Origin of the sequence: Erwinia sp. CGal63 (assembly GCF_037026505.1) — a bacterium.
In the GTDB taxonomy this organism is placed as follows: Bacteria; Pseudomonadota; Gammaproteobacteria; order Enterobacterales; family Enterobacteriaceae; genus Erwinia.
In genome coordinates this window covers 101,107-121,330 of record NZ_JAKUMN010000008.1, presented here as the reverse complement: position 1 = coordinate 121,330, position 20,224 = coordinate 101,107, and the positions used below count along the sequence as shown (strand labels likewise).

Here is a 20,224-nt window from a genome sequence, read left to right as displayed (position 1 = left end):
ATTATTGCGATGCGTTTTCGATACGGACTTCACGGACCGGTCGGGAAGGCACGACATTGCTCACATTGCTTCCAGTATGACTTAGCCAGCCCGGGTGCTGGCTTTTTTTTGCCTGTAATACGACGCTTTTATCCTTCTTCTGTCAATTATCGAAGCCTTACGCAAATGGCCTGAATAGACGCCAGCGGTTTAATCGAATATTTTGAACAGAGGAGACAATTTTCTCCGCTATCTTCCCGCAAGGCTCAGGTGCAGACTGTGTGAAAACGTTGAGGAGAATTGAATATGATTTACTTACGCAAAGCACAAGATCGCGGCCACGCTAACCACGGCTGGCTGGATAGCTGGCATACCTTTTCTTTCGCCAACTACTATGATGCCAATTTTATGGGCTTCTCGGCGCTGCGGGTGATTAACGAAGATGTGATCGACGCCGGCCAGGGTTTCGGTACCCATCCGCATAAAGATATGGAAATCCTGACCTATGTGCTCTCCGGCACGGTGGAGCATCAGGACAGCATGGGCAATAAAGAGCAGATCCCGGCAGGCGAGTTCCAGATTATGAGCGCCGGAACCGGCGTTCGTCATTCTGAATACAACGCCAGCAAAGAAGTGCCGCTGCATCTGTACCAGATCTGGATTATCCCGGAAACAACCGGCATCACGCCGCGCTACGATCAGCGCCGTTTTGACGATGTGCAGGGCCGCCAGCTGATCCTGACGCCGGACGCGCGCGAAGGTTCGCTGAAGGTTTATCAGGATATGACGCTCTCACGCTGGGTGCTGCGGCAGGGCGAGCAGGATAGCGTACAGGTTGAGCCGAACCGTCGTATCTGGATTCAGGTGGTGAAAGGCGATGTCACGGTTAACGGCGAAAAAGCGACCACCAGCGACGCTTTCGCTATCTGGGACGAAACCACGCTGAGCCTCGAGGCCGCCAGCGACGCTGAAATCCTGCTGTTCGATCTGCCGCCGGTTTAATCGACTTGTAAAAGTGACCAGGGCGCGATTTATCGCGCCCTTTTTGCGCACGTTATTCTTCATCTGACAGGATGACACGGCCAGGTTGTTTAGCTTCGCTCATCTGAAAGGTTTACCGAAGCCGGAAAGAGCAAAAAGGGCAGTAGCAAATAAGGCGCAATAACCAGTAGCGCGATAACGCCGCGCGAGTAACCGGCGTCATTAATTCTTCTGACGGCGCAGGAAAAAGTCGGCAGCAGAAAAAGAAACAGCGCCGTAAAGCTAATTTCATGTTCTGCACCGGTAAACCAGTTCAGATAGCTACAAAACCACAGCAGCTGAAAAGAGAGGAAAACCAGATAACGTCCACGCGTTTCCCGCCCTTCGTAGTTAAAGCTCCTTAACAGGGAATCTTTAATAATTCGCAGCAGACAGATCACCTGCATTTCCTTCTTAAAATTGCAAATAATGTTACTGATAGCAAGGCGGAAGCCAGATAAATAAGGGCCAGCGGCAGAATGTTGATAGTGTCTAACTGCACCGATTTTAACTCATCGCTTCGCATAAAATATGCCAGCTTGCTTATTAAAAATAAAAAAGCGAGATTGCCCGCCAAAAAAGACAGGCAGAAACCACTCTCTTTTCCCACAGGTAAAAGAGTAATCTGGTTGAATATTTTTTTGGCTATCAGGAAAATCATTAGCCACAAAACGGCGCAAAGCAGCGGAGCAATAAGATACATCCGCATGTTAGTTATATTTCCCATTGCATCGCCCAAATAGAATTGCGTAACTTTATGCCAGGAAAAATAGCCGGCCAGTAAAAAAAGCAGGCTAAAAACAAAGGTTATACCGACGCGTCTCATTACTTTCCCCCCCGCTTTTTTAAGCGCTGCATCAGCCGGGGCAACTCCTGGCCTGGATCGATCATCACCAGTTGTTTGGTTTTAATGTCATATTTTGCGGCTGCCGTTGGGTCGCCTTTAACGCCATCCGCCATGACAAATTTTGCATCAGAACGGCCATAAATAGTCACGTTAGGGAAAGGATCATTACCTAATGCCAGTATATTTTGTCCAGGTAATGTATATTCACGGCTCAGAAAATCAGGGATCTTTTTAGAATCTATGCTGGCAAGAGGCGTAGCCATGAAGCGTGAACCGGCATAATCAAGAGAAAAACGAGTGCTGTTTGTGGCTGAGTTCCTTTGAACCAGATCGGCACCGAAAAGAATTTTTACGCGCTGCCATAAAGTTACCATTGACGGGGTTATTTTTTGTCCTTCAAGAAAAATATCCTGCTGCTGATAAAGTTGATAAACCATTCTGTGCAACAGCATCATTGATGCTCCGATACCATGCCAGTTTGGTGCGCCTCTGCTGTACAGGCGTTCCACAATAATAAAAATTCCCGTTCCCTTCTAGTTCGCAATATTATCGGCCATAAGCTCACCTGATGTTTTGACATATTATATTAACATTGTTTTTATTATCAATAACACCGGGAAGGATGGGAGGAAAGCGGCCTGAAGCCTGGCTGGTTATGAAACAACCCAATGAACAGCATTGACGCTTTACCGGTTACGCAGGAGTCTGGGAAGGTCAGGCTGCAACCTTCACCGCTTTTCTGACTTTTTTGTTACACTCAGCTTCTCTTCCCCTGACTCACTGAAAATCATGAAGAAAAAAAGACCGGTGTTACAGGACGTTGCCGATCGTGTGGGCATCACCAAAATGACCGTCAGCCGCTATCTGCGCAATCCCGATCAGGTTTCCGTGGCGCTGCAGAGTCGCATCGCCGCCGCGCTGGACGAGCTGGGCTATATCCCCAATCGCGCGCCCGATATTTTGTCCAATGCCACCAGCCGTGCGATCGGCGTGCTGCTGCCTTCGCTTACCAACCAGGTGTTCGCCGATGTGCTGCGCGGTATCGAAGCCGTGACCGATGCGGCGGGCTATCAGACCATGCTCGGCCACTTTGGCTACAGCGCAGAGAAAGAAGAGCTGCAGATGCGTTCGCTGCTGGGCTGGAACATTGACGGCCTGATCCTGACCGAGCGTACCCATACGCCAGCGAGCCTGCGCATGATAGAAACGGCGGGCATTCCGGTACTGGAAATGATGGATTGCGTCTCGCCGTGCCTGGATCTGGCGGTCGGTTTTGATAACGTTGAGGCGGCGCGACAGATGACGCACGCTATTCTGCGCAAAGGGCATCGCCGCACCGTTTACCTCGGCGCGCGGCTGGATGAGCGTACCTTGTTGAAGCATCAGGGCTATGAACAGGCGATGCGCGAAGCTAACCTGGAGCCGCGCAGCGTGATGATGGAAGAGGCTTCGTCGTTCTCGATGGGCGGTACGCTGCTGCTGGAGGCGCAAAGACGCTATCCCGATACGGACAGTTTATTCTGTACTAACGATGACCTGGCGGTCGGCGCGATGTTTGAATGCCAGCGCCAGGGGCTTCGCGTGCCGGAAGATATGGCTATCGCCGGTTTTCACGGTCACGATATCACCCAGGTGGTGACGCCGGAGCTGGCGACAGTGCTGACGCCACGTGAAAAAATGGGGCAGGTTTCCGCCTCGCTGCTGCTGGCGCGCATCCGTGGCGAACAGACGGGCACGCAGCAGATTGACGTCGGCTTTACCATCTCCGAAGGCGGCAGTATCTGAAGACATAGAGCCGATTGCCCCGGCTCTTTGACCCTTTGTGCCGCAAAGACTCTGAATCTGCCATTTTTTTGAAGCATCTCACATTTACCAGCTTTTTCCCGCCCAGCTGTTGCCATACTTCACAGGCGTCCAGACAATGTTACCGATAACAACATAACGCTAACGCTATGGGCTGGCCCCTGACATCTTCGCCGGAGTAAAACAATGAACAAATTACCTGCGTCCAATCATGTGTTTGTGCTGATGGGCGTTTCCGGCAGCGGCAAATCCGCCGTTGCCAACGCCGTAGCTTACCACCTGAAAGCGGCCTTCCTGGATGGCGACTTCCTGCACCCTCGCAGCAATATACAAAAAATGGCGGACGGCCATCCGCTGAACGACGAAGATCGTCAGCCTTGGCTGAAAGCGATCAACGACGCCGCTTTCGCTATGCAGCGTACCAACCAGGTTTCGCTGATCGTCTGCTCTTCGCTGAAGCAGAGCTATCGCGACATCCTGCGCGAAGGCAATGACAACCTCTCCTTTATCTATCTGAAGGGCGATTTCGACACCATCGAATCCCGTCTGCGCGCGCGCAAAGGACACTTCTTCAAGCCGCAGATGCTGGTGACGCAGTTTGAAACGCTGCAGGAGCCGGGCAGCGACGAGCGCGACGTGCTGGTCGTGGATATTAACCAGACGCTGGATGAAGTTGTGGCTGCCACTATCGCCACCATCGAAGGTGCGATTAACAAGTAGGGTGTCATGGCAACTGCAACACTGGTATTAACCGCGGCAGGCTCTGTCCTGCTGCTGCTGTTCCTCGTGATGAAAGCGCGTATGCACGCCTTTCTGGCGCTGATGCTGGTTTCCGTCGGCGCGGGTATTTTCTCCGGGATGCCGCTGGACGATATCGCCGCCACCATGCAGAAAGGCATGGGCGGCACGCTGGGTTTCCTGGCCGTGGTGGTGGCGCTGGGCGCGATGTTTGGCAAAATCCTGCATGAAACCGGCGCGGTCGACCAAATCGCCATCAAAATGCTGAAAACCTTCGGCGAAAGCCGCGCGCACTACGCGATGGGCATCGCTGGCCTGATCTGTGCGCTGCCGCTTTTCTTCGAGGTCGCGGTAGTGCTGCTGATCAGCATTGCCTTCGCCGTGGCGCGCCGTACCGGCGACAACCTGGTCAAACTGGTGATCCCGCTGTTCGCTGGCGTGGCCGCCGCCGCCGCGTTTCTGCTGCCTGGCCCGGCGCCGATGCTGCTGGCTTCGCAGATGCACGTCGACTTCGGCTGGATGATTTTACTGGGCGTTTGCGCCGCCATCCCCAGTATGCTGATTGCCGGGCCGCTGTTCGGCAACTTTATCAGCCGTCACGTGCAGTTTACGCTGCCGACCGAAACCAGCCATCCTGAGTTCGAAGAGCATAAGCTGCCGTCGTTCGGCTTCAGCCTGTCGCTGATCCTGTTTCCGCTGGTGCTGGTCGGCCTGAAAACCATTGGCGCGCGCTTCGCTACCGAAGGCACTTCGCTTTACGAGTGGCTGGAGTTTATCGGCCATCCGTTTATCGCCATTCTGCTTGCCTGTCTGCTGGCGATTTATGGTCTGGCGTATCGGCAGGGCATGGAAAAAGAGCGAGTGATGCAGATTTGCGGCAGCGCGTTGCAGCCTGCGGGCATTATCCTGCTGGTGATTGGCGCGGGCGGCGTGTTTAAACAGGTGCTGGTGGATTCCGGCGTTGGCCCGGCGCTGGGCCATGCGTTAACCGGCGCGGGTCTGCCGGTCGCTTTGGCGTGCTTTATCCTGGCGGGCGCGGTACGTATCATTCAGGGTTCCGCCACGGTAGCCTGCCTGACGGCGGTCGGCCTGATTATGCCGGTGATCGAGCCGCTGCACTATTCCGGCGCGCAGATGGCGGCATTATCTATCTGCATCGCTGGCGGTTCGATTATTTTCAGCCACGTCAACGACGCAGGCTTCTGGCTGTTCGGCCGGTTTACCGGCGCCACCGAAGGCCAGACGCTGAAAACCTGGACGCTGATGGAAACTATCCTCGGCACCACCGGCGCGATTGTCGGCATGATCGCCTTTGAGCTGCTCTCCTGACAGGTAAAAGGGCAGCGCAGGCTGCCCTTTTTTCAAAACTTCAGATAAGCCCGTATCCCGTCCAAAAACATCTGCGTCGCCAGCATGATCAGAATCAACCCCATCAGCCTTTCCAGCGCATTGACGCCTTTCTCGCCCAGCAGCCGTAAAAACAGCCCGGAAAAAAGCAGGATGGTCACCGTTGCGCCCCAGGCGATCAGCAGCGCGCCCGCCAGATAGCCGATATTATTGGGATACTGATGCGACAGCAGCATCAGCGTTGCCAGCAGCGAAGGCCCGGCCACCAGCGGGATCGCCAGCGGCACCAGAAAAGGCTCTTCGCCTGCGGGCAGTCCGCTGCTGCTGCTTTCATGCGACGGAAAAATCATCTTAATGGCGATTAAAAACAGGATTACGCCGCCGGAAATCGAGACGGTTTCCGTACGCAGGTTCAGAAAGGCGAGAATTTTTTCACCGGCGAACAGAAACAGCAGCATAATCGCCAGCGCGATCAGCATTTCGCGGATAAGCACCGTTCGACGACGTTTCGGCTCCAGATGCTTCAAAACCGACATAAAAATCGGCAAATTGCCCAACGGGTCCATAATAAGCAGCAATAATATGGTGACCGAAATCATCTCTGTCATGGGTTTTCCCTCTGTTTCACCGCGCTTCGCTGTCCGTTATAAGCAGTTCTGCTAAAAAAGCGACGCTAATCGAATTAATTCACTTGCCACTTTTGCTGCATTTTGTAAGGTGTTAGCCATATTTCTTTCTTATCACTTACTCTAACAGGTCAGGCGTTTTTGTCGCAGACAGTTTGCTTTGCTTCAGCGTGGCGCGCTGGCAGGCGAACTCGCCTGAAACAGGTGCAATATGAAATCAGTAGGCTTAATTGGGTGGCGCGGCATGGTCGGTTCCGTGCTGATGCAGCGGATGACCGAAGAGCGCGACTTTGACGTTATTCGCCCGGTGTTTTTCTCTACTTCACAGCACGGCCAGGCCGCGCCGCAGTTTGGCGGCCAGTCTCCGGGTCTGCTGCAGAACGCGTATGACCTGGAGGCGCTGAAGGCGCTGGATATCATTATCACCTGTCAGGGCGGCGACTACACCACCGAGATCTATCCAAAACTGCGCGCCGCAGGCTGGCAGGGTTACTGGATCGACGCGGCCTCTACGCTGCGTATGCAGGATGACGCGCTGATTATTCTGGATCCGGTCAACCATCACGTTATCCGCCAGGGGCTGGATAAAGGCATCAAAACCTTCGCGGGCGGCAACTGCACCGTCAGCCTGATGCTGATGGCGCTGGGCGGCCTGTTCGCGCAGGATCTGGTGGAGTGGGCCTCCGTCGCCACCTATCAGGCCGCTTCCGGCGGCGGCGCGCGTCATATGCGCGAGCTGTTGACGCAGATGGGAATGCTGCACGACGGCGTAGCGAAAGAGCTGCAGGATCCGGCGTCCGCAATCCTGGATATCGAGCGTAAGGTGACGGAGATGGGCCGCAGCGGCGTGCTGCCGACCGACAACTTCGGCGTACCGCTGGCGGGCAGCCTGATCCCCTGGATCGACAAGCAGCTGGAAAACGGTCAGAGCCGCGAAGAGTGGAAAGGCCAGGCGGAAACCAACAAGATCCTGCAGCCGGCAGGCATCATTCCGGTCGACGGCCTGTGCGTACGCGTTGGCGCGCTGCGCTGCCATAGCCAGGCGTTCACGCTGAAGCTGAAAAAAGATGTGCCGCTGGCGGAGATCGAACAGCTGCTGGCCGCGCATAACGAATGGGCCACCGTGGTGCCTAACGACCGTGAGCTGACCATGCGCGAGCTGACGCCTGCCGCAGTGACCGGCACGCTGAAAACGCCGGTAGGCCGCCTGCGCAAGCTCAATATGGGGCCGGAATATCTCTCCGCCTTCACCGTTGGCGATCAGCTGCTGTGGGGCGCCGCCGAACCGCTGCGCCGTATGCTGCGTCTGCTGGTGGACTAACTCTCCTCGCGTCCTGCCGATAGCGGCAGGACGTCTCTTCTCCGCCTTCCGCTTAATTGCCTTTTTTCGCCACTTTGAACGAGCGGCGTACGTCCGAAGAATTTTTTAACCTCGATTCAGCAACCCCCTCTTAAATTCATCTTGTATGACGATGAAAACGCTTAACCATGCAGCCAGCCTGCCTTTGTCCAGCCCTTTATCATCGCCTGATTGGCTGTATCGGCGTTTTCCGGAAGTTATAAATCCATGAAAGTTTGATCTGAAAGCAATATTTTTCTCTATTCGGTGCAGGCTTTGGTTGCGCCCTGGCTATGCTTACCTGTATCGCCCGATTGCAGGATGACGGAGCTGTCTGCCGCGCCCGATCGCGTTTTGAGTATTCAACTGAAGTTGTCGCACGCTGCGGCGGTTTTTCGCACCGGATGGTCGTACCCGGCAGCGTGCTTTTGGCTCAATGAAGAGCAGCGCACTCCTCAAATTTTGGCGAGTCGGCTGCCATACATCACGGGAAGACAGTCATGTCAGAGCTTACGGATCGCCGGTTAATTAACGCGTTAATTTCCGGCCACTATGCTGACCCTTTTTCGCTTCTCGGCATGCACCAGACTCCAAAAGGGCTGACGGTGCGCGCCCTGCTGCCGGACGCTACGGAAGTCTGGGTTATTGAAACCAATACCGGACGGAAATGCGCCCAGCTTGAATGTATCGATTCACGTGGTTTTTTTCAGGGCGTGATCCCGCGCCGCAAAAATCTTTTTCGCTATCAGCTGGCCGTCACCTGGCACGGGCAGCAAAATCTTATCGACGACGCTTACCGCTTTGGGCCACTGCTGAAAGAGCTCGACAGCTGGCTGCTGGCGGAAGGCACTCACCTGCGTCCTTACGAGACAATGGGCGCGCATTCCGATGTGATTGATGGGGTTATCGGTACCCGCTTCTCCGTCTGGGCGCCTAATGCCCGTCGCGTCTCTGTGGTAGGCGACTTCAACTTCTGGGATGGTCGTCGTCATCCTATGCGGCTGCGCCAGGAAAGCGGCGTCTGGGAGCTATTCGTGCCCGGCGCGATACAGGGGCAGCTCTATAAATATGAAATCATCGATAAAAACGGCCAGCTGCGGCTGAAGTCCGATCCCTACGCTTTCGAAGCCCAGATGCGGCCGGACAGCGCCTCAATGATCTGCGGCATTCCGCCTAAGGTCACCATGCCGGAAGAGCGCCAGCGCGCCAACGATTTCGACGCGCCCATCTCTATCTACGAGGTGCATCTGGGTTCCTGGCGCCGCCATACCGATAACAACTATTGGCTGAGCTATAAAGAGCTGGCCGAGCAGCTGGTGCCTTACGCCAAAGAGATGGGCTTTACCCATCTGGAGCTGATGCCGATCAACGAGCATCCTTTCGACGGCAGCTGGGGCTACCAGCCGACCGGCATGTACGCGCCGACGCGCCGTTTCGGCACGCGTGACGAGTTCCGCAACTTTATCGCCGTCGCCCATCAGGCTGGCCTTAACGTGTTATTGGATTGGGTGCCTGGCCACTTTCCCGATGATGATTTCAGCCTGGCCAAATTTGACGGCACCGAGCTTTACGAGCACGGCGACCCGCGCGAAGGCTACCATCAGGACTGGAACACGCTGATCTACAACTTTGGCCGCCGCGAGGTCAGCAACTATCTTACCGGCAACGCGCTGTACTGGATTGAGCGCTTCGGTATCGACGGCCTGCGCGTGGACGCTGTCGCCTCGATGATCTACCGCGACTATAGCCGTGCGGAAGGGGAATGGATCCCTAACCATTTCGGCGGTCGGGAAAACCTGGAAGCCATCGCCTTCCTGCGCTACACCAACCGCACGCTGGGCAACGCCGCGCCCGGCACCGTCACCATCGCGGAAGAGTCGACCGATTTTCCGGGCGTGTCGCGTCCGTCCGAAACCGGCGGCCTGGGCTTCTGGTACAAGTGGAATCTGGGCTGGATGCACGACACGCTGAACTATATGCAGGTCGATCCGGTGTACCGCAAGCATCACCACAACAACCTGACCTTCGGGATGCTCTACAACTCCACTGAAAACTTCGTGCTGCCGCTGTCGCATGATGAGGTAGTACACGGCAAACGCTCGATTCTGGATCGTATGCCTGGCGACGCCTGGCAAAAGTTCGCCAACCTGCGCGCTTACTACGGCTGGATGTTCGGCTTCCCCGGCAAAAAACTGCTGTTTATGGGCAATGAATTCGCTCAGGGCAAAGAGTGGAACCACGATATCAGCCTGGACTGGCACCTGCTGGAAGGCGAAGACAACTGGCACAACGGCGTGCAGCGCCTGGTGCGCGATCTCAACCACACCTATCGCGAAAATCCGCCGCTTTATCAGCTCGATTTCGATCAGATGGGCTTTGAGTGGCTGGTGGTCGATGATTTCGATAACTCCGTTTTCGTGTTCGTTCGCCGCGATCGCGAAGGCAACGAGCTGATTGTTGCCAGCAACTTCACGCCGGTGCCGCGCCACGATTACCGTTTCGGCGTCACGCAGCCTGGCAGCTGGCGGGAAGTGCTGAACACCGATTCCGCTTATTACCACGGCAGCAACGTCGGTAACCTGGCGCCGGTTCTGAGCGAGGCGATTCCGAGCCATAACCGCGAACACTCCGTCAGTATCACTCTGCCGCCGCTCGCCACGGTCTGGCTGGTGAGGGAGGCGTCATGAGTCATTTGCAGCCCGGCAAGCCGACGCCGTCAGGCGCGACCTACGACGGCAAAGGGGTAAATTTCACGCTTTTTTCGCAGCATGCCGAGCGGGTAGAGCTCTGCCTGTTCGATGAGCGTGGCGTCGAAACGCGGCTGGATCTGCCCGCGCGTACCGACGATATCTGGCACGGCTATCTGCCCGCCATCAGGCCTGGTCAGCTCTACGGCTATCGCGTCCACGGGCCGTGGCAGCCGGAAGCCGGGCATCGCTTCAATCCGCATAAGCTGCTGATCGATCCCTGCGCACGTGAGGTCATTGGCGAAGTCACGGACGATCCGCGCTTCCAGTGCGGCGAAAAGAAGATGGACACGGCGGACAGCGCCGCCGTCGCGCCGAAAAGCGTGGTGCTGGCGGACGACTTCGACTGGGAAGACGATGAGCCGCCGCGCGTGCCTTGGGGATCGACGGTGATCTATGAAGCCCACGTGCGTGGCCTGACCAAACGGCATCCGGGCATTCCGGCGGAGCTGCAGGGCACCTACGCGGCGCTGGGCCATCCGGTGATGATCAGCTATTTCAAGCGGTTGGGCATCACCGCGCTGGAGCTGCTGCCGGTAGCTTATTTCGCGCATGAGCCACGGCTGCTGCGGCTGGGGTTGACCAATTACTGGGGTTATAACCCGGTAGCGACCTACGCGCTGGACTCTCGCTACGCTTCCGGCGTCAACAATCTGCATCCGCGCGAAGAGTTTCAGCAGGCGGTAAAAGCGCTGCACGCGGCGGGCATTGAGGTGATTCTGGACGTGGTGTTTAACCATACCGCCGAGCTGGATGAAACCGGGCCGACGCTCTGCAAGCGCGGCGTGGATAACAAAAGCTTTTACTGGTCGGACGACGAGGGCCATTACGAAAACTGGACGGGCTGCGGCAACACGCTGAATATCAGCCATCCCAACGTCACGACCTGGACCATTGAGTGTTTGCGCTACTGGGTAGAGGTTTGCCACATCGACGGTTTCCGTTTTGACCTGGCGACGGTGTTAGGCCGCACGCCGGAGTACTATCCGCACGCTTCGTTTTTTGAGGTGTTGCAGGAAGATCCCGTGCTGTCGAAATGCAAGCTGATCGCGGAACCCTGGGATATCGGCCCCGATGGCTATCAGGTCGGCAATTTTCCGCCGCCGTTCGCCGAATGGAACGACCAGTTCCGCGACACTATGCGGCGCTACTGGTTGCATGGCGATGTCACCAACGGCCAGTTCGCCAAACGCTTTGCCGGCTCCAGCGATATTTTCGGCAAGGAAGAGCGGCTGCCTTCGTCCACCATCAATCTGATCACCGCGCACGACGGCTTTACCCTGACCGACGTGGTTTGCTTTAACAACAAGCATAACGAGGCCAACGGCGAAGAGAACCGCGACGGCCACAACAGCAACTTCAGCCATAACCACGGCGTGGAAGGGCTGGACGCGCCGCTGCTGGTGGCGGAACACCGGCGGCGCAGCGTGCATGCGCTGTTGACCACGCTGCTGCTTTCGCAGGGCACGCCGATGCTGCTGGCCGGCGATGAGCATGGTCACACGCAGCACGGCAACAACAACGCCTACTGTCAGGATAACGAGCTGACCTGGCTCGACTGGGAAAACAACAACAGCGGATTGTTCAATTTTACTGCCGCCCTGATCCACCTGCGCAAACGCATTCCCGCGCTTCAGGCCGATCGCTGGTGGCAGATTGACGACGGCAACGTGGAGTGGCTTGGGGCGGACGGCAAGCCGATGACCGCCAAAGCCTGGCGCCACGGCGAGCGCAGGATGCAAATCAGGCTGTCGCAGCATTGGCTGATCGCGATAAACGCCACCGAAGAAGTGAGCGATATCACGCTGCCTCCAGGGCGCTGGCACGCCATTCCGCCCTTCGCCGGGGATGACAACCCCATTCTGTTAACTGTCTGGCATGGAGCGGCGCACGGCGTGTGCGTCTTCCAGGAACAACCATAACAGGAGTCAGGCATGGCCACTTTAGATAAGAACGATCCCCTGATGCTGGCAAGACAATTGCCGTCGCAAACTGTAGCCCTGATCCTGGCGGGCGGACGCGGTACGCGCCTGAAAGACCTTACCGCGAAGCGCGCCAAACCTGCCGTCCATTTCGGCGGCAAGTTCCGCATTATCGACTTTGCCCTGTCAAACTGCCTGAACTCCGGGATCCGGCGGATCGCGGTGATCACGCAGTATCAGTCGCACACGCTGGTGCAGCATATCCAGCGCGGCTGGTCTTTCCTTAACGAGGAGATGAACGAGTTTGTAGATCTGCTGCCCGCGCAGCAGCGCCAGGCGACCGAACACTGGTATCGGGGCACGGCGGATGCGGTGACGCAGAACCTCGATATTATCCGCCGCTATCAGGCGAAATATATCGTGATCCTGGCGGGCGACCATATCTACAAAATGGACTACTCGCGCATGCTGCTGGATCACGTGGAGAACGGCGCCAAATGCACCATCGCCTGTCTGCCGGTGCCGATTGCGGAGGCGAGCGCTTTCGGCGTGATGGCGGTCAACGACGAGAATAAAGTGGTCGATTTCCTGGAGAAACCGGCCGATCCGCCGTCGATGCCTGGCGACGATACCCTGGCGCTGGCGAGCATGGGCATCTATACCTTTAACGCTGACTATCTTTATCAGCTGCTGGAAGACGACCTGAAAATTCCCGAATCGAACCATGACTTCGGCAAGGATATCCTGCCGAAAATCGTGGCGACCGGCGAAGCGCTGGCGCACTCCTTCAGCGTTTCCTGCGTGCAAAGTGACGACAGCGCGCCGCCTTACTGGCGCGACGTCGGCACGCTGGAAGCTTACTGGAAAGCGAATCTCGATCTGGCGTCGGTGACGCCGGAACTGGATATGTATGACCGTGAATGGCCGATCCGCACCCATATGGAGCCGCTGCCGCCGGCGAAATTCGTGCAGGACAGGTCAGGCAGTCATGGCATGACGATGAATTCGCTGGTATCGGGCGGCTGCATTATTTCCGGCTCGGTAGTGGTGAATTCCGTACTGTTTTCACGCGTAAGAATCAATTCTTTCTGCAATATCGAATCTTCTGTGCTGTCGCCGGATGTGGTGGTAGGGCGCTCCTGTCGCCTGCGCCGCTGCGTTATAGATCGTGCGTGCGAGCTGCCTGAAGGAACGGTAATCGGTGAGAACCCCGATGACGACGCGCGCCGTTTTTATCGCTCGGAAGAAGGCATTGTGCTGGTAACGCGTTCCATGCTGGCGAAGCTTGGCTGGCGTAGTTAACCGCATAAATCAGAAAAATAAAGCACAGGTATTTGATGCGGAGGAACGCGTCAGAACAAGGTAAAGGAGCCGATAATGCAGGTTTTACATGTCTGTTCAGAAATTTTCCCGCTGCTGAAAACGGGCGGGCTTGCTGATGTTGTGGGGGCATTACCGGCGGCGCAGATTGCAGAAGGGATTGATACGCGCGTATTGATCCCGGCGTTTCCGGATATAAAAAAAGGGATTCCCGATGCGGAAGTGGTGGCTCGCCTGCACACTTTCGCTGGTTATGTTGAGCTGCATTACGGCCAGTACGACGGCGTGGGCATCTATATGATCGACGCGCCGGGCCTGTACGATCGTCCTGGCAGTCCCTATCACGATGAATCGCAGTTCGCCTACACGGATAACTACCTGCGTTTCGCGCTGCTGGGCTGGATGGGCTGCGAAATCGCCTGCGGGCTGGATACGTTCTGGCGACCGGAAGTGGTGCACGCTCATGACTGGCACGCGGGCCTGACCTGCGCCTATCTGGCCGCCAGAGGCCGGCCGGCGAAGTCAGTGTTTACCGTGCATAACCTGGCCTATCAGGGACTGTTCTACGCTCACCATCTGGAGCAGATCCAGCTGCCGTGGTCGTTCTTTAATATGCATGGCCTGGAATTCTACGGTCAGATCTCCTATCTCAAAGCCGGTTTGTTTTATGCCGATCATATTACGGCGGTCAGCCCGACCTACGCGCGCGAGATCACCCAGCCGGAGTTTGGCTACGGCATGGAAGATCTGCTGAAGCAGCGGCAGATGGAAGGGCGGCTGACCGGCATCCTCAACGGTGTGGACCCGCTGATTTGGGACCCGGAGCAGGATCTGCTGCTGACCACGCGCTACAACCGTGACGTGCTGGACGCCAAGCAGGAGAACAAGCGTCAGCTGCAGATCGCGATGGGGCTGAAGATCGACGAGAAAGCGCCGGTGTTCGCCGTGGTCAGTCGCCTGACGAAGCAGAAAGGGCTGGATCTGGTGCTGGAGGCGCTGCCGGGCCTGCTGGAGCAGGGCGGCCAGCTGGTGCTGCTGGGCGCGGGCGACGCGGTGCTGCAGCAGGGATTCCTGGCGGCGGCGGCGGAGTATCCGGGCCAGGTCGGCGTGCAGATTGGCTATCACGAAGCTTTTTCGCACCGCATTATGGGCGGCGCCGACGTGATTGTGGTGCCAAGCCGTTTCGAACCCTGCGGCCTGACGCAGCTCTACGGCCTGAAATATGGCACGCTGCCGCTGGTGCGGCGTACCGGCGGCCTGGCCGATACGGTCAACGACAGTTCGCTGGAGAACCTGGCTGACGGCATCGCCAGCGGCTTTGTGTTTGAAGACAGCAACGCCTGGTCGCTGCTGCGGGCGATCCGTCGCGCCTTTGTGCTCTGGTCACGGCCTTCGCTGTGGCGCTACGTCCAGCGCCAGGCGATGGCGATGGATTTTAGCTGGCAGGTGGCCGCCGTGGCTTACCGCGATCTCTATCAACGTCTGTTGTAAAGAACCCAGGAAACTAGCTATGAACGCACCTTTCATCTATACCGCGCCGACGCTCAGCGTCGAGGCCCTGAAGCACTCTATCGCCTATAAGCTGATGTTCACCATCGGCAAGGATCCTTCTGTCGCCAATAAGCATGAGTGGCTGAACGCCACGCTGCTGGCGGTGCGGGATCGCATGGTGGAACGCTGGCTGCGCTTTAACCGGGCGCAGCTCTCGCAGGATGTGCGTCAGGTCTACTATCTCTCTATGGAGTTCCTGGTCGGCCGCACGCTCTCTAATGCGCTGCTGGCAATGGGGATTTACGAGGACGCGCGCGCCGCGCTGGAAGAGATGGGGTTCGATCTGGAAGATCTGATTGGCGAAGAGAGCGATCCCGGTTTAGGCAATGGCGGTCTGGGTCGCCTGGCCGCCTGTTTCCTGGACTCGCTCGCCACGCTGGGCCTGCCCGGACGCGGCTATGGCATCCGCTACGACTACGGCATGTTTAAACAAAACATCGTTGACGGCCGCCAGGCGGAATCGCCGGACTACTGGCTGGAATATGGCAATCCCTGGGAATTCCAGCGCTTCAGTACCCGCTACAAAGTGCGTTTCGGCGGACGTATTCAGGTTGAAGGCAGCCGTTCGCGCTGGCTGGAAACGGAAGAGGTGCTGGCGACGGCCTATGACCAGATCATTCCGGGCTTTGATACCGATGCCACCAACACGCTGCGGCTGTGGGGGGCGCAGGCGAGTAATGAAATCAACCTGGGTAAATTCAACCAGGGCGACTACTTCGCTGCGGTAGAAGATAAAAACCATTCGGAAAACGTGTCGCGCGTGCTCTACCCGGATGACTCCACCTATTCTGGCCGCGAGCTACGCCTGCGTCAGGAGTATTTCCTGGTGTCGGCGACCGTGCAGGATATCCTCAATCGTCACTGGGCGATGCACCAGACTTTCGACAACCTGGCGGATAAAATCGCCATTCACCTCAACGATACCCATCCGGTGCTGGCGATCCCGGAGCTGATGCGGCTGCTGATCGACGAGCATAAGTTTAGCTGGGACGACGCTTTCGAAGTGACCTGCCAGGTCTTCTCCTACACGAACCACACGCTGATGCAGGAAGCGCTGGAAACCTGGCCGGTGGATATGATCGGCAAGATCCTGCCGCGTCATCTGCAGATTATTTTCGATATCAACGACTACTTCCTGAAAACCATTCAGGACTACTATCCTGACGACTGGGATCTGCAGTCGCGCATCTCGATCATTGATGAAGCCGATGGCCGCCGCGTGCGTATGGCATGGCTGGCGGTGGTGGTAAGTCACAAGGTCAACGGCGTTTCCGAACTGCACTCCAACCTGATGGTACAGTCGCTGTTCGCCGATTTCGCCGCGCTGTTCCCTGGCCGCTTCTGCAATAAAACCAACGGCGTGACGCCGCGCCGCTGGGTGGCGCTGGCGAATCCTTCGCTCTCCAGAGTGCTGGACGACACCATCGGCCGCACCTGGCGTACCGACTTAAGCCAGCTGGACGAGCTGAAGCAGCATATTGACTATCCCGGCTTTTTGAAAAAGATCAGCGATTCCAAGCTGGTCAACAAAAAGAGGCTGGCGGACTATATCGCGCAGAAAATGGATATCGTTATCGATCCGCACGCGCTGTTCGACGTGCAGATTAAACGTATTCACGAGTACAAACGTCAGCTGCTGAACGTGCTGCACGTGATTACGCGCTACAACCGTATTAAGGCCGATCCCGACGCCGACTGGGTGCCGCGCGTCAATATCTTCGCCGGTAAAGCCGCTTCGGCTTACTACATGGCGAAGCATATTATCCATCTGATTAACGATGTCGCGCAGGTGATCAACAACGATCCGCAGGTGAAGAACAAGCTCAAGGTCGTGTTTATCCCTAACTACAGCGTTAGCCTGGCGCAGATCATTATTCCGGCGGCCGATCTCTCTGAGCAGATCTCGCTGGCGGGCACGGAAGCTTCCGGCACCAGTAATATGAAATTTGCCCTGAACGGCGCGCTGACCATCGGCACGCTGGACGGCGCAAACGTCGAGATGCTGGAACATATGGGCGAGGAGAATATCTTTATCTTCGGCAACACCACGCCGCAGGTCGAGGAGCTGCGCGCCAAAGGCTATAACTCGCATAAATATTACGAGCAGGACGCCGAGCTGCATCAGGCGCTGACGCAGATCGCCACCGGCACGTTCAGTCCGCAGGAGCCTGGCCGCTATCGTAATATTTTCGATTCGCTGGTGAACCTGGGCGATCACTATCAGCTGCTGGCGGATTACCGCAGCTATGTGGATACGCAGGACAAGGTGGATGAACTCTATCGCCATCCGGAAGAGTGGACGCGCAAAACGCTGCTCAACATTGCCAATATGGGCTACTTCTCGTCGGACAGAACGATTCAGGAGTACGCCGACGAGATCTGGGGAATTAAGCCGATTCGGCTTTGAGGCACGTCTCGCAAAGTCTGTTAAAACCTGCCGTTAGTTTGTTTACCTGACCCGCCGCCGCGCTGTAGATTTGTACGGCGCGGCAGCGCTGTCCGCTTACGCCTGGACGTTTCTTTTTTCATTTGCGGCAAAACAATACGTATTGAGCCTGATTAGCCTGGAAGCTATTATCTCTCTCAGGGAAGAAAAACATGTTCACCGTTATTTACCATAATGAGGCAGAAGCCGAGCTAAAAGCTTTACCGCTTACGCTCAGAGTAAAACTGGATAAGCTTATTGGTCTGCTGCAGGATGACCCTCGTATCCTGCGCGAGCCTCATACAAAGCCGCTCGTTAAAGGATTATACGAAGTCAGAACGCCAGGTAATGACGCTGTTCGGGGAATATGAGTGTATCAGACCGGCAGGCGCATCTATATGCTAAGAATTTTCATCAAGAAAACACAAAAAACGCCATCGTCGGAGCTCAAACTGGCATTACGACGTCTGGAGGAAATGAAGCGTGAAATATAAAAGCCATTCACAAATTCATGAAGAGATGATGTGCGATCCAGAATATCGGGCTGCATGGGAAGCAGAAGAGAGAAGGCAGCGCTTGCAGGCTCTGCTGCAACAGTGGCGTGCCGAGGCGGGCCTGACCAGTGCTCAGGTGGCGGAACGCATGGGAATCAAGCCGCCTACCGTATCCAGAATGGAAAAAAATATTACTTCAGCCAGCGTAGAAACGCTTGCCCGCTATGCCAGAGCCTGCGGCGTTAGCAGTGCAAAACTCTATTTTTAGAAAGCTATTGCCCGGAAACCGGCGAGTAGTTAATGAAAAAGGGCGGAAATCCGCCCTTTTTCATATCAGTGACTCAGCTATCAGGAAGCCAGCGACAGCGCCGGTTTCTTCGCATGCTGCGCCAGCCATTCGCCGACGCGAGCGCGCTGCTGCTCGTTCAGGAACATACCCATTTTGGTACGGCGCCACAGCGCGTCATCCTGCTCGCGTACCCATTCGTTTTCCACCAGGTAACGCAGCTCCGCTTCGTAGAAGTGGTGGCCAAACAGCTCGCCGAGATCTTCCAGGCTTTTCGCCGGTTTTAAAAACAGCTCGGTGTTGCTGCCGTAGGTACGAGCGTAATGACGGGCCATCGCTTCCGTAATAAATGGATAGCGGCGACGCAGGCTGGCGGCATAATCCTCGCGCGTACCGGCGATATCGCCGCCGGGCAGCACGCAGTTGCGCGTCCACGCCGGGCCAATCTTCGGATAGTATTTCGACAGCTTCTCCATCGCGTGCTCAGCCAGCTTGCGGTAGGTGGTCAGCTTGCCGCCGAATACCGACAGCAGCGGCGCCTTGCCGTTGTCGTCGCGCACGTCCAGCGTATAGTCGCGGGTAATCGCCTGCGGTGAATCAGACTCGTCGTCGCACAGCGGACGCACGCCGGAATATGACCAGACGATATCTTCTTTACTGATATCCTTTTTAAAGTGGCTGTTAAATACTTTCAGCAGATACTCAGTCTCTTTCTCGTCAATATGCACATTTTTCGGATCGCCTTTGTACTCGACGTCGGTAGTGCCGATGATCGAGAACTCATCCATCCACGGGATCACGAAAACAATGCGGTTATCTTCGTTTTGCAGGATATAAGCCTGCTTCTGCGTATGCACGCGCGGCACTACGATATGGCTGCCTTTGATCAGGCGAATGCCGTAAGGCGATTTCAGCTGCAAACCATCGTCAAACAGCTGCTTGACCCACGGGCCAGCCGCATTCACCAGGCCTTTTGCCTGCCAGGTGTAGGTTTTGCCGCTGTCGATATCTTCCGCTTCTACCGTCCAGAGATCGTTTTCACGCCAGGCGCGGGTCACTTTGGTACGGGTACGCACTTCGCCGCCGCGCTTCTCTACTTCCTGCGCGTTCAGCACCACCAGGCGCGCGTCGTCTACCCAGCAGTCGGAATATTCGAAACCGCGCGTGATTTCCGGCTTCAGCACCGAGTCTGAGTCAAAACGCAACCCTTTACTGCCCGGCAGGCTGGTACGTTTGCCGAGGTGGTCATACATAAACAGCCCAACGCGGATCATCCACGCCGGACGCAGATGCGGACGGTGCGGCAGGCGGAAGCGCATCGGGAAAGCAATATGCGGCGCCATTTTCAGCAGCACTTCACGCTCGGCCAGCGCTTCGCTAACCAGGCGGAATTCGTAGTGTTCCAGGTAGCGCAGGCCACCGTGGATCAGTTTAGAGCTGGCGGAAGAGGTCGCGCAGGCCAAATCTTGCGCTTCCAGCATCAGCACAGACAGGCCGCGTCCTGCAGCGTCAGCTGCAATGCCGGCACCGTTGATGCCGCCGCCGATTACGATCAAGTCTTTGGTTTCCACGTCATCTCCTCCGATGTTCGTAATAGTTCTTTAATGTTCGTTTTCGAGCATTATAATAATCGTAAAGCGACATTGATGCCAGCGTTAACCGAATAAAAACATTCATGCGTGATGCAGGTAACAGAATTGTTCATGAAAAAGCCGTATAGCCCTGCGGTTCGTTGGGTTATTGTGGGCTTTGTTCGCGATACAATAGCCGCCGCTTGTTA

General features: G+C 56.3%; 16 protein-coding genes and 1 pseudogene. 12 read left to right on the top strand and 5 right to left on the bottom strand.

What is annotated here, in order from left to right:
- Positions 1-285 precede the first annotated feature (285 nt).
- Positions 286-981, top strand: coding sequence for a pirin family protein (locus MKZ79_RS19685; RefSeq protein ID WP_336144309.1), 696 nt, complete (start codon positions 286-288; stop codon positions 979-981).
- Between the two features lie 89 nt (positions 982-1,070).
- Here MKZ79_RS19685 and MKZ79_RS19680 read toward each other — a convergent pair whose 3' ends face one another.
- Genes MKZ79_RS19680 through MKZ79_RS19670 form a run of 3 tightly spaced genes read right to left on the bottom strand, consistent with a single transcriptional unit; the run spans position 1,071 to position 2,301 of the window.
- Positions 1,071-1,406, bottom strand: a complete 336-nt coding sequence (locus tag MKZ79_RS19680; RefSeq protein WP_336144308.1) for a DUF805 domain-containing protein — start codon at positions 1,404-1,406, stop codon at positions 1,071-1,073.
- Positions 1,397-1,825 carry a hypothetical protein gene (locus MKZ79_RS19675; RefSeq protein ID WP_336144307.1) on the bottom strand — a complete coding sequence of 143 codons (429 nt, stop codon included), beginning with the start codon at positions 1,823-1,825 and terminating at the stop codon, positions 1,397-1,399. Before MKZ79_RS19675 ends, MKZ79_RS19680 begins: the two co-directional genes overlap by 10 nt.
- Positions 1,825-2,301 (bottom strand): hypothetical protein, encoded by a 477-nt coding sequence (locus MKZ79_RS19670; RefSeq protein ID WP_336144306.1) that lies wholly within the window; start codon positions 2,299-2,301, stop codon positions 1,825-1,827. Before MKZ79_RS19670 ends, MKZ79_RS19675 begins: the two co-directional genes overlap by 1 nt.
- A gap of 334 nt (positions 2,302-2,635) precedes the next feature.
- Between MKZ79_RS19670 and gntR the strand changes: the two genes are divergently transcribed.
- The 3 genes from gntR (at position 2,636) to gntU (ending at position 5,716) form a co-directional block, all read left to right on the top strand.
- On the top strand, positions 2,636-3,631 hold the full coding sequence (gntR, locus tag MKZ79_RS19665) for a gluconate operon transcriptional repressor GntR (RefSeq protein ID WP_336144305.1): 996 nt from the start codon (positions 2,636-2,638) through the stop codon (positions 3,629-3,631).
- A gap of 204 nt (positions 3,632-3,835) precedes the next feature.
- Positions 3,836-4,369 (top strand): gluconokinase, encoded by a 534-nt coding sequence (gntK, locus tag MKZ79_RS19660; RefSeq protein ID WP_336144304.1) that lies wholly within the window; start codon positions 3,836-3,838, stop codon positions 4,367-4,369.
- A gap of 6 nt (positions 4,370-4,375) precedes the next feature.
- Positions 4,376-5,716, top strand: coding sequence for a gluconate transporter (gntU, locus tag MKZ79_RS19655; RefSeq protein WP_336144303.1), 1,341 nt, complete (start codon positions 4,376-4,378; stop codon positions 5,714-5,716).
- Positions 5,717-5,748: 32 nt separating this feature from the next.
- Here the strand turns inward: gntU and MKZ79_RS19650 are convergent, their stop codons facing one another.
- Positions 5,749-6,342 (bottom strand): YhgN family NAAT transporter, encoded by a 594-nt coding sequence (locus tag MKZ79_RS19650; protein ID WP_336144302.1) that lies wholly within the window; start codon positions 6,340-6,342, stop codon positions 5,749-5,751.
- 229 nt (positions 6,343-6,571) lie between these two features.
- Here MKZ79_RS19650 and asd point away from each other — a divergent pair, with 229 nt between their 5' ends.
- The 8 genes and pseudogenes from asd (at position 6,572) to MKZ79_RS19610 (ending at position 18,426) form a co-directional block, all read left to right on the top strand.
- The gene (asd, locus tag MKZ79_RS19645) at positions 6,572-7,681 is read left to right on the top strand and encodes an aspartate-semialdehyde dehydrogenase (protein WP_336144301.1); all 1,110 of its coding nucleotides are present in this window, start codon (positions 6,572-6,574) and stop codon (positions 7,679-7,681) included.
- Positions 7,682-8,199: 518 nt separating this feature from the next.
- Positions 8,200-10,386: a 1,4-alpha-glucan branching enzyme gene (gene glgB, locus MKZ79_RS19640; RefSeq protein WP_336144300.1), complete on the top strand. Its 2,187-nt coding sequence runs from the start codon at positions 8,200-8,202 to the stop codon at positions 10,384-10,386.
- The gene (gene glgX / locus MKZ79_RS19635; RefSeq protein ID WP_336144299.1) at positions 10,383-12,368 is read left to right on the top strand and encodes a glycogen debranching protein GlgX; all 1,986 of its coding nucleotides are present in this window, start codon (positions 10,383-10,385) and stop codon (positions 12,366-12,368) included. Before glgB ends, glgX begins: the two co-directional genes overlap by 4 nt.
- Positions 12,369-12,380: 12 nt before the next feature.
- Positions 12,381-13,670: a glucose-1-phosphate adenylyltransferase gene (gene glgC, locus MKZ79_RS19630; RefSeq protein WP_336144298.1), complete on the top strand. Its 1,290-nt coding sequence runs from the start codon at positions 12,381-12,383 to the stop codon at positions 13,668-13,670.
- A 75-nt stretch (positions 13,671-13,745) separates the two neighbouring features.
- Positions 13,746-15,179, top strand: coding sequence for a glycogen synthase GlgA (glgA, locus tag MKZ79_RS19625; protein WP_336144297.1), 1,434 nt, complete (start codon positions 13,746-13,748; stop codon positions 15,177-15,179).
- Between the two features lie 19 nt (positions 15,180-15,198).
- Positions 15,199-17,646 (top strand): glycogen phosphorylase, encoded by a 2,448-nt coding sequence (gene glgP / locus MKZ79_RS19620; protein ID WP_336144296.1) that lies wholly within the window; start codon positions 15,199-15,201, stop codon positions 17,644-17,646.
- A gap of 191 nt (positions 17,647-17,837) precedes the next feature.
- Positions 17,838-18,158, top strand: a pseudogene (locus MKZ79_RS19615) (type II toxin-antitoxin system RelE/ParE family toxin).
- Positions 18,148-18,426, top strand: coding sequence for a helix-turn-helix domain-containing protein (locus MKZ79_RS19610; protein WP_336144295.1), 279 nt, complete (start codon positions 18,148-18,150; stop codon positions 18,424-18,426). Before MKZ79_RS19615 ends, MKZ79_RS19610 begins: the two are co-directional and overlap by 11 nt.
- 80 nt (positions 18,427-18,506) lie before the next feature.
- On the opposite strand, the gene glpD is transcribed toward MKZ79_RS19610, so the two are convergent.
- On the bottom strand, positions 18,507-20,015 hold the full coding sequence (gene glpD / locus MKZ79_RS19605; RefSeq protein WP_336144294.1) for a glycerol-3-phosphate dehydrogenase: 1,509 nt from the start codon (positions 20,013-20,015) through the stop codon (positions 18,507-18,509).
- Positions 20,016-20,224: the final 209 nt, after the last annotated feature.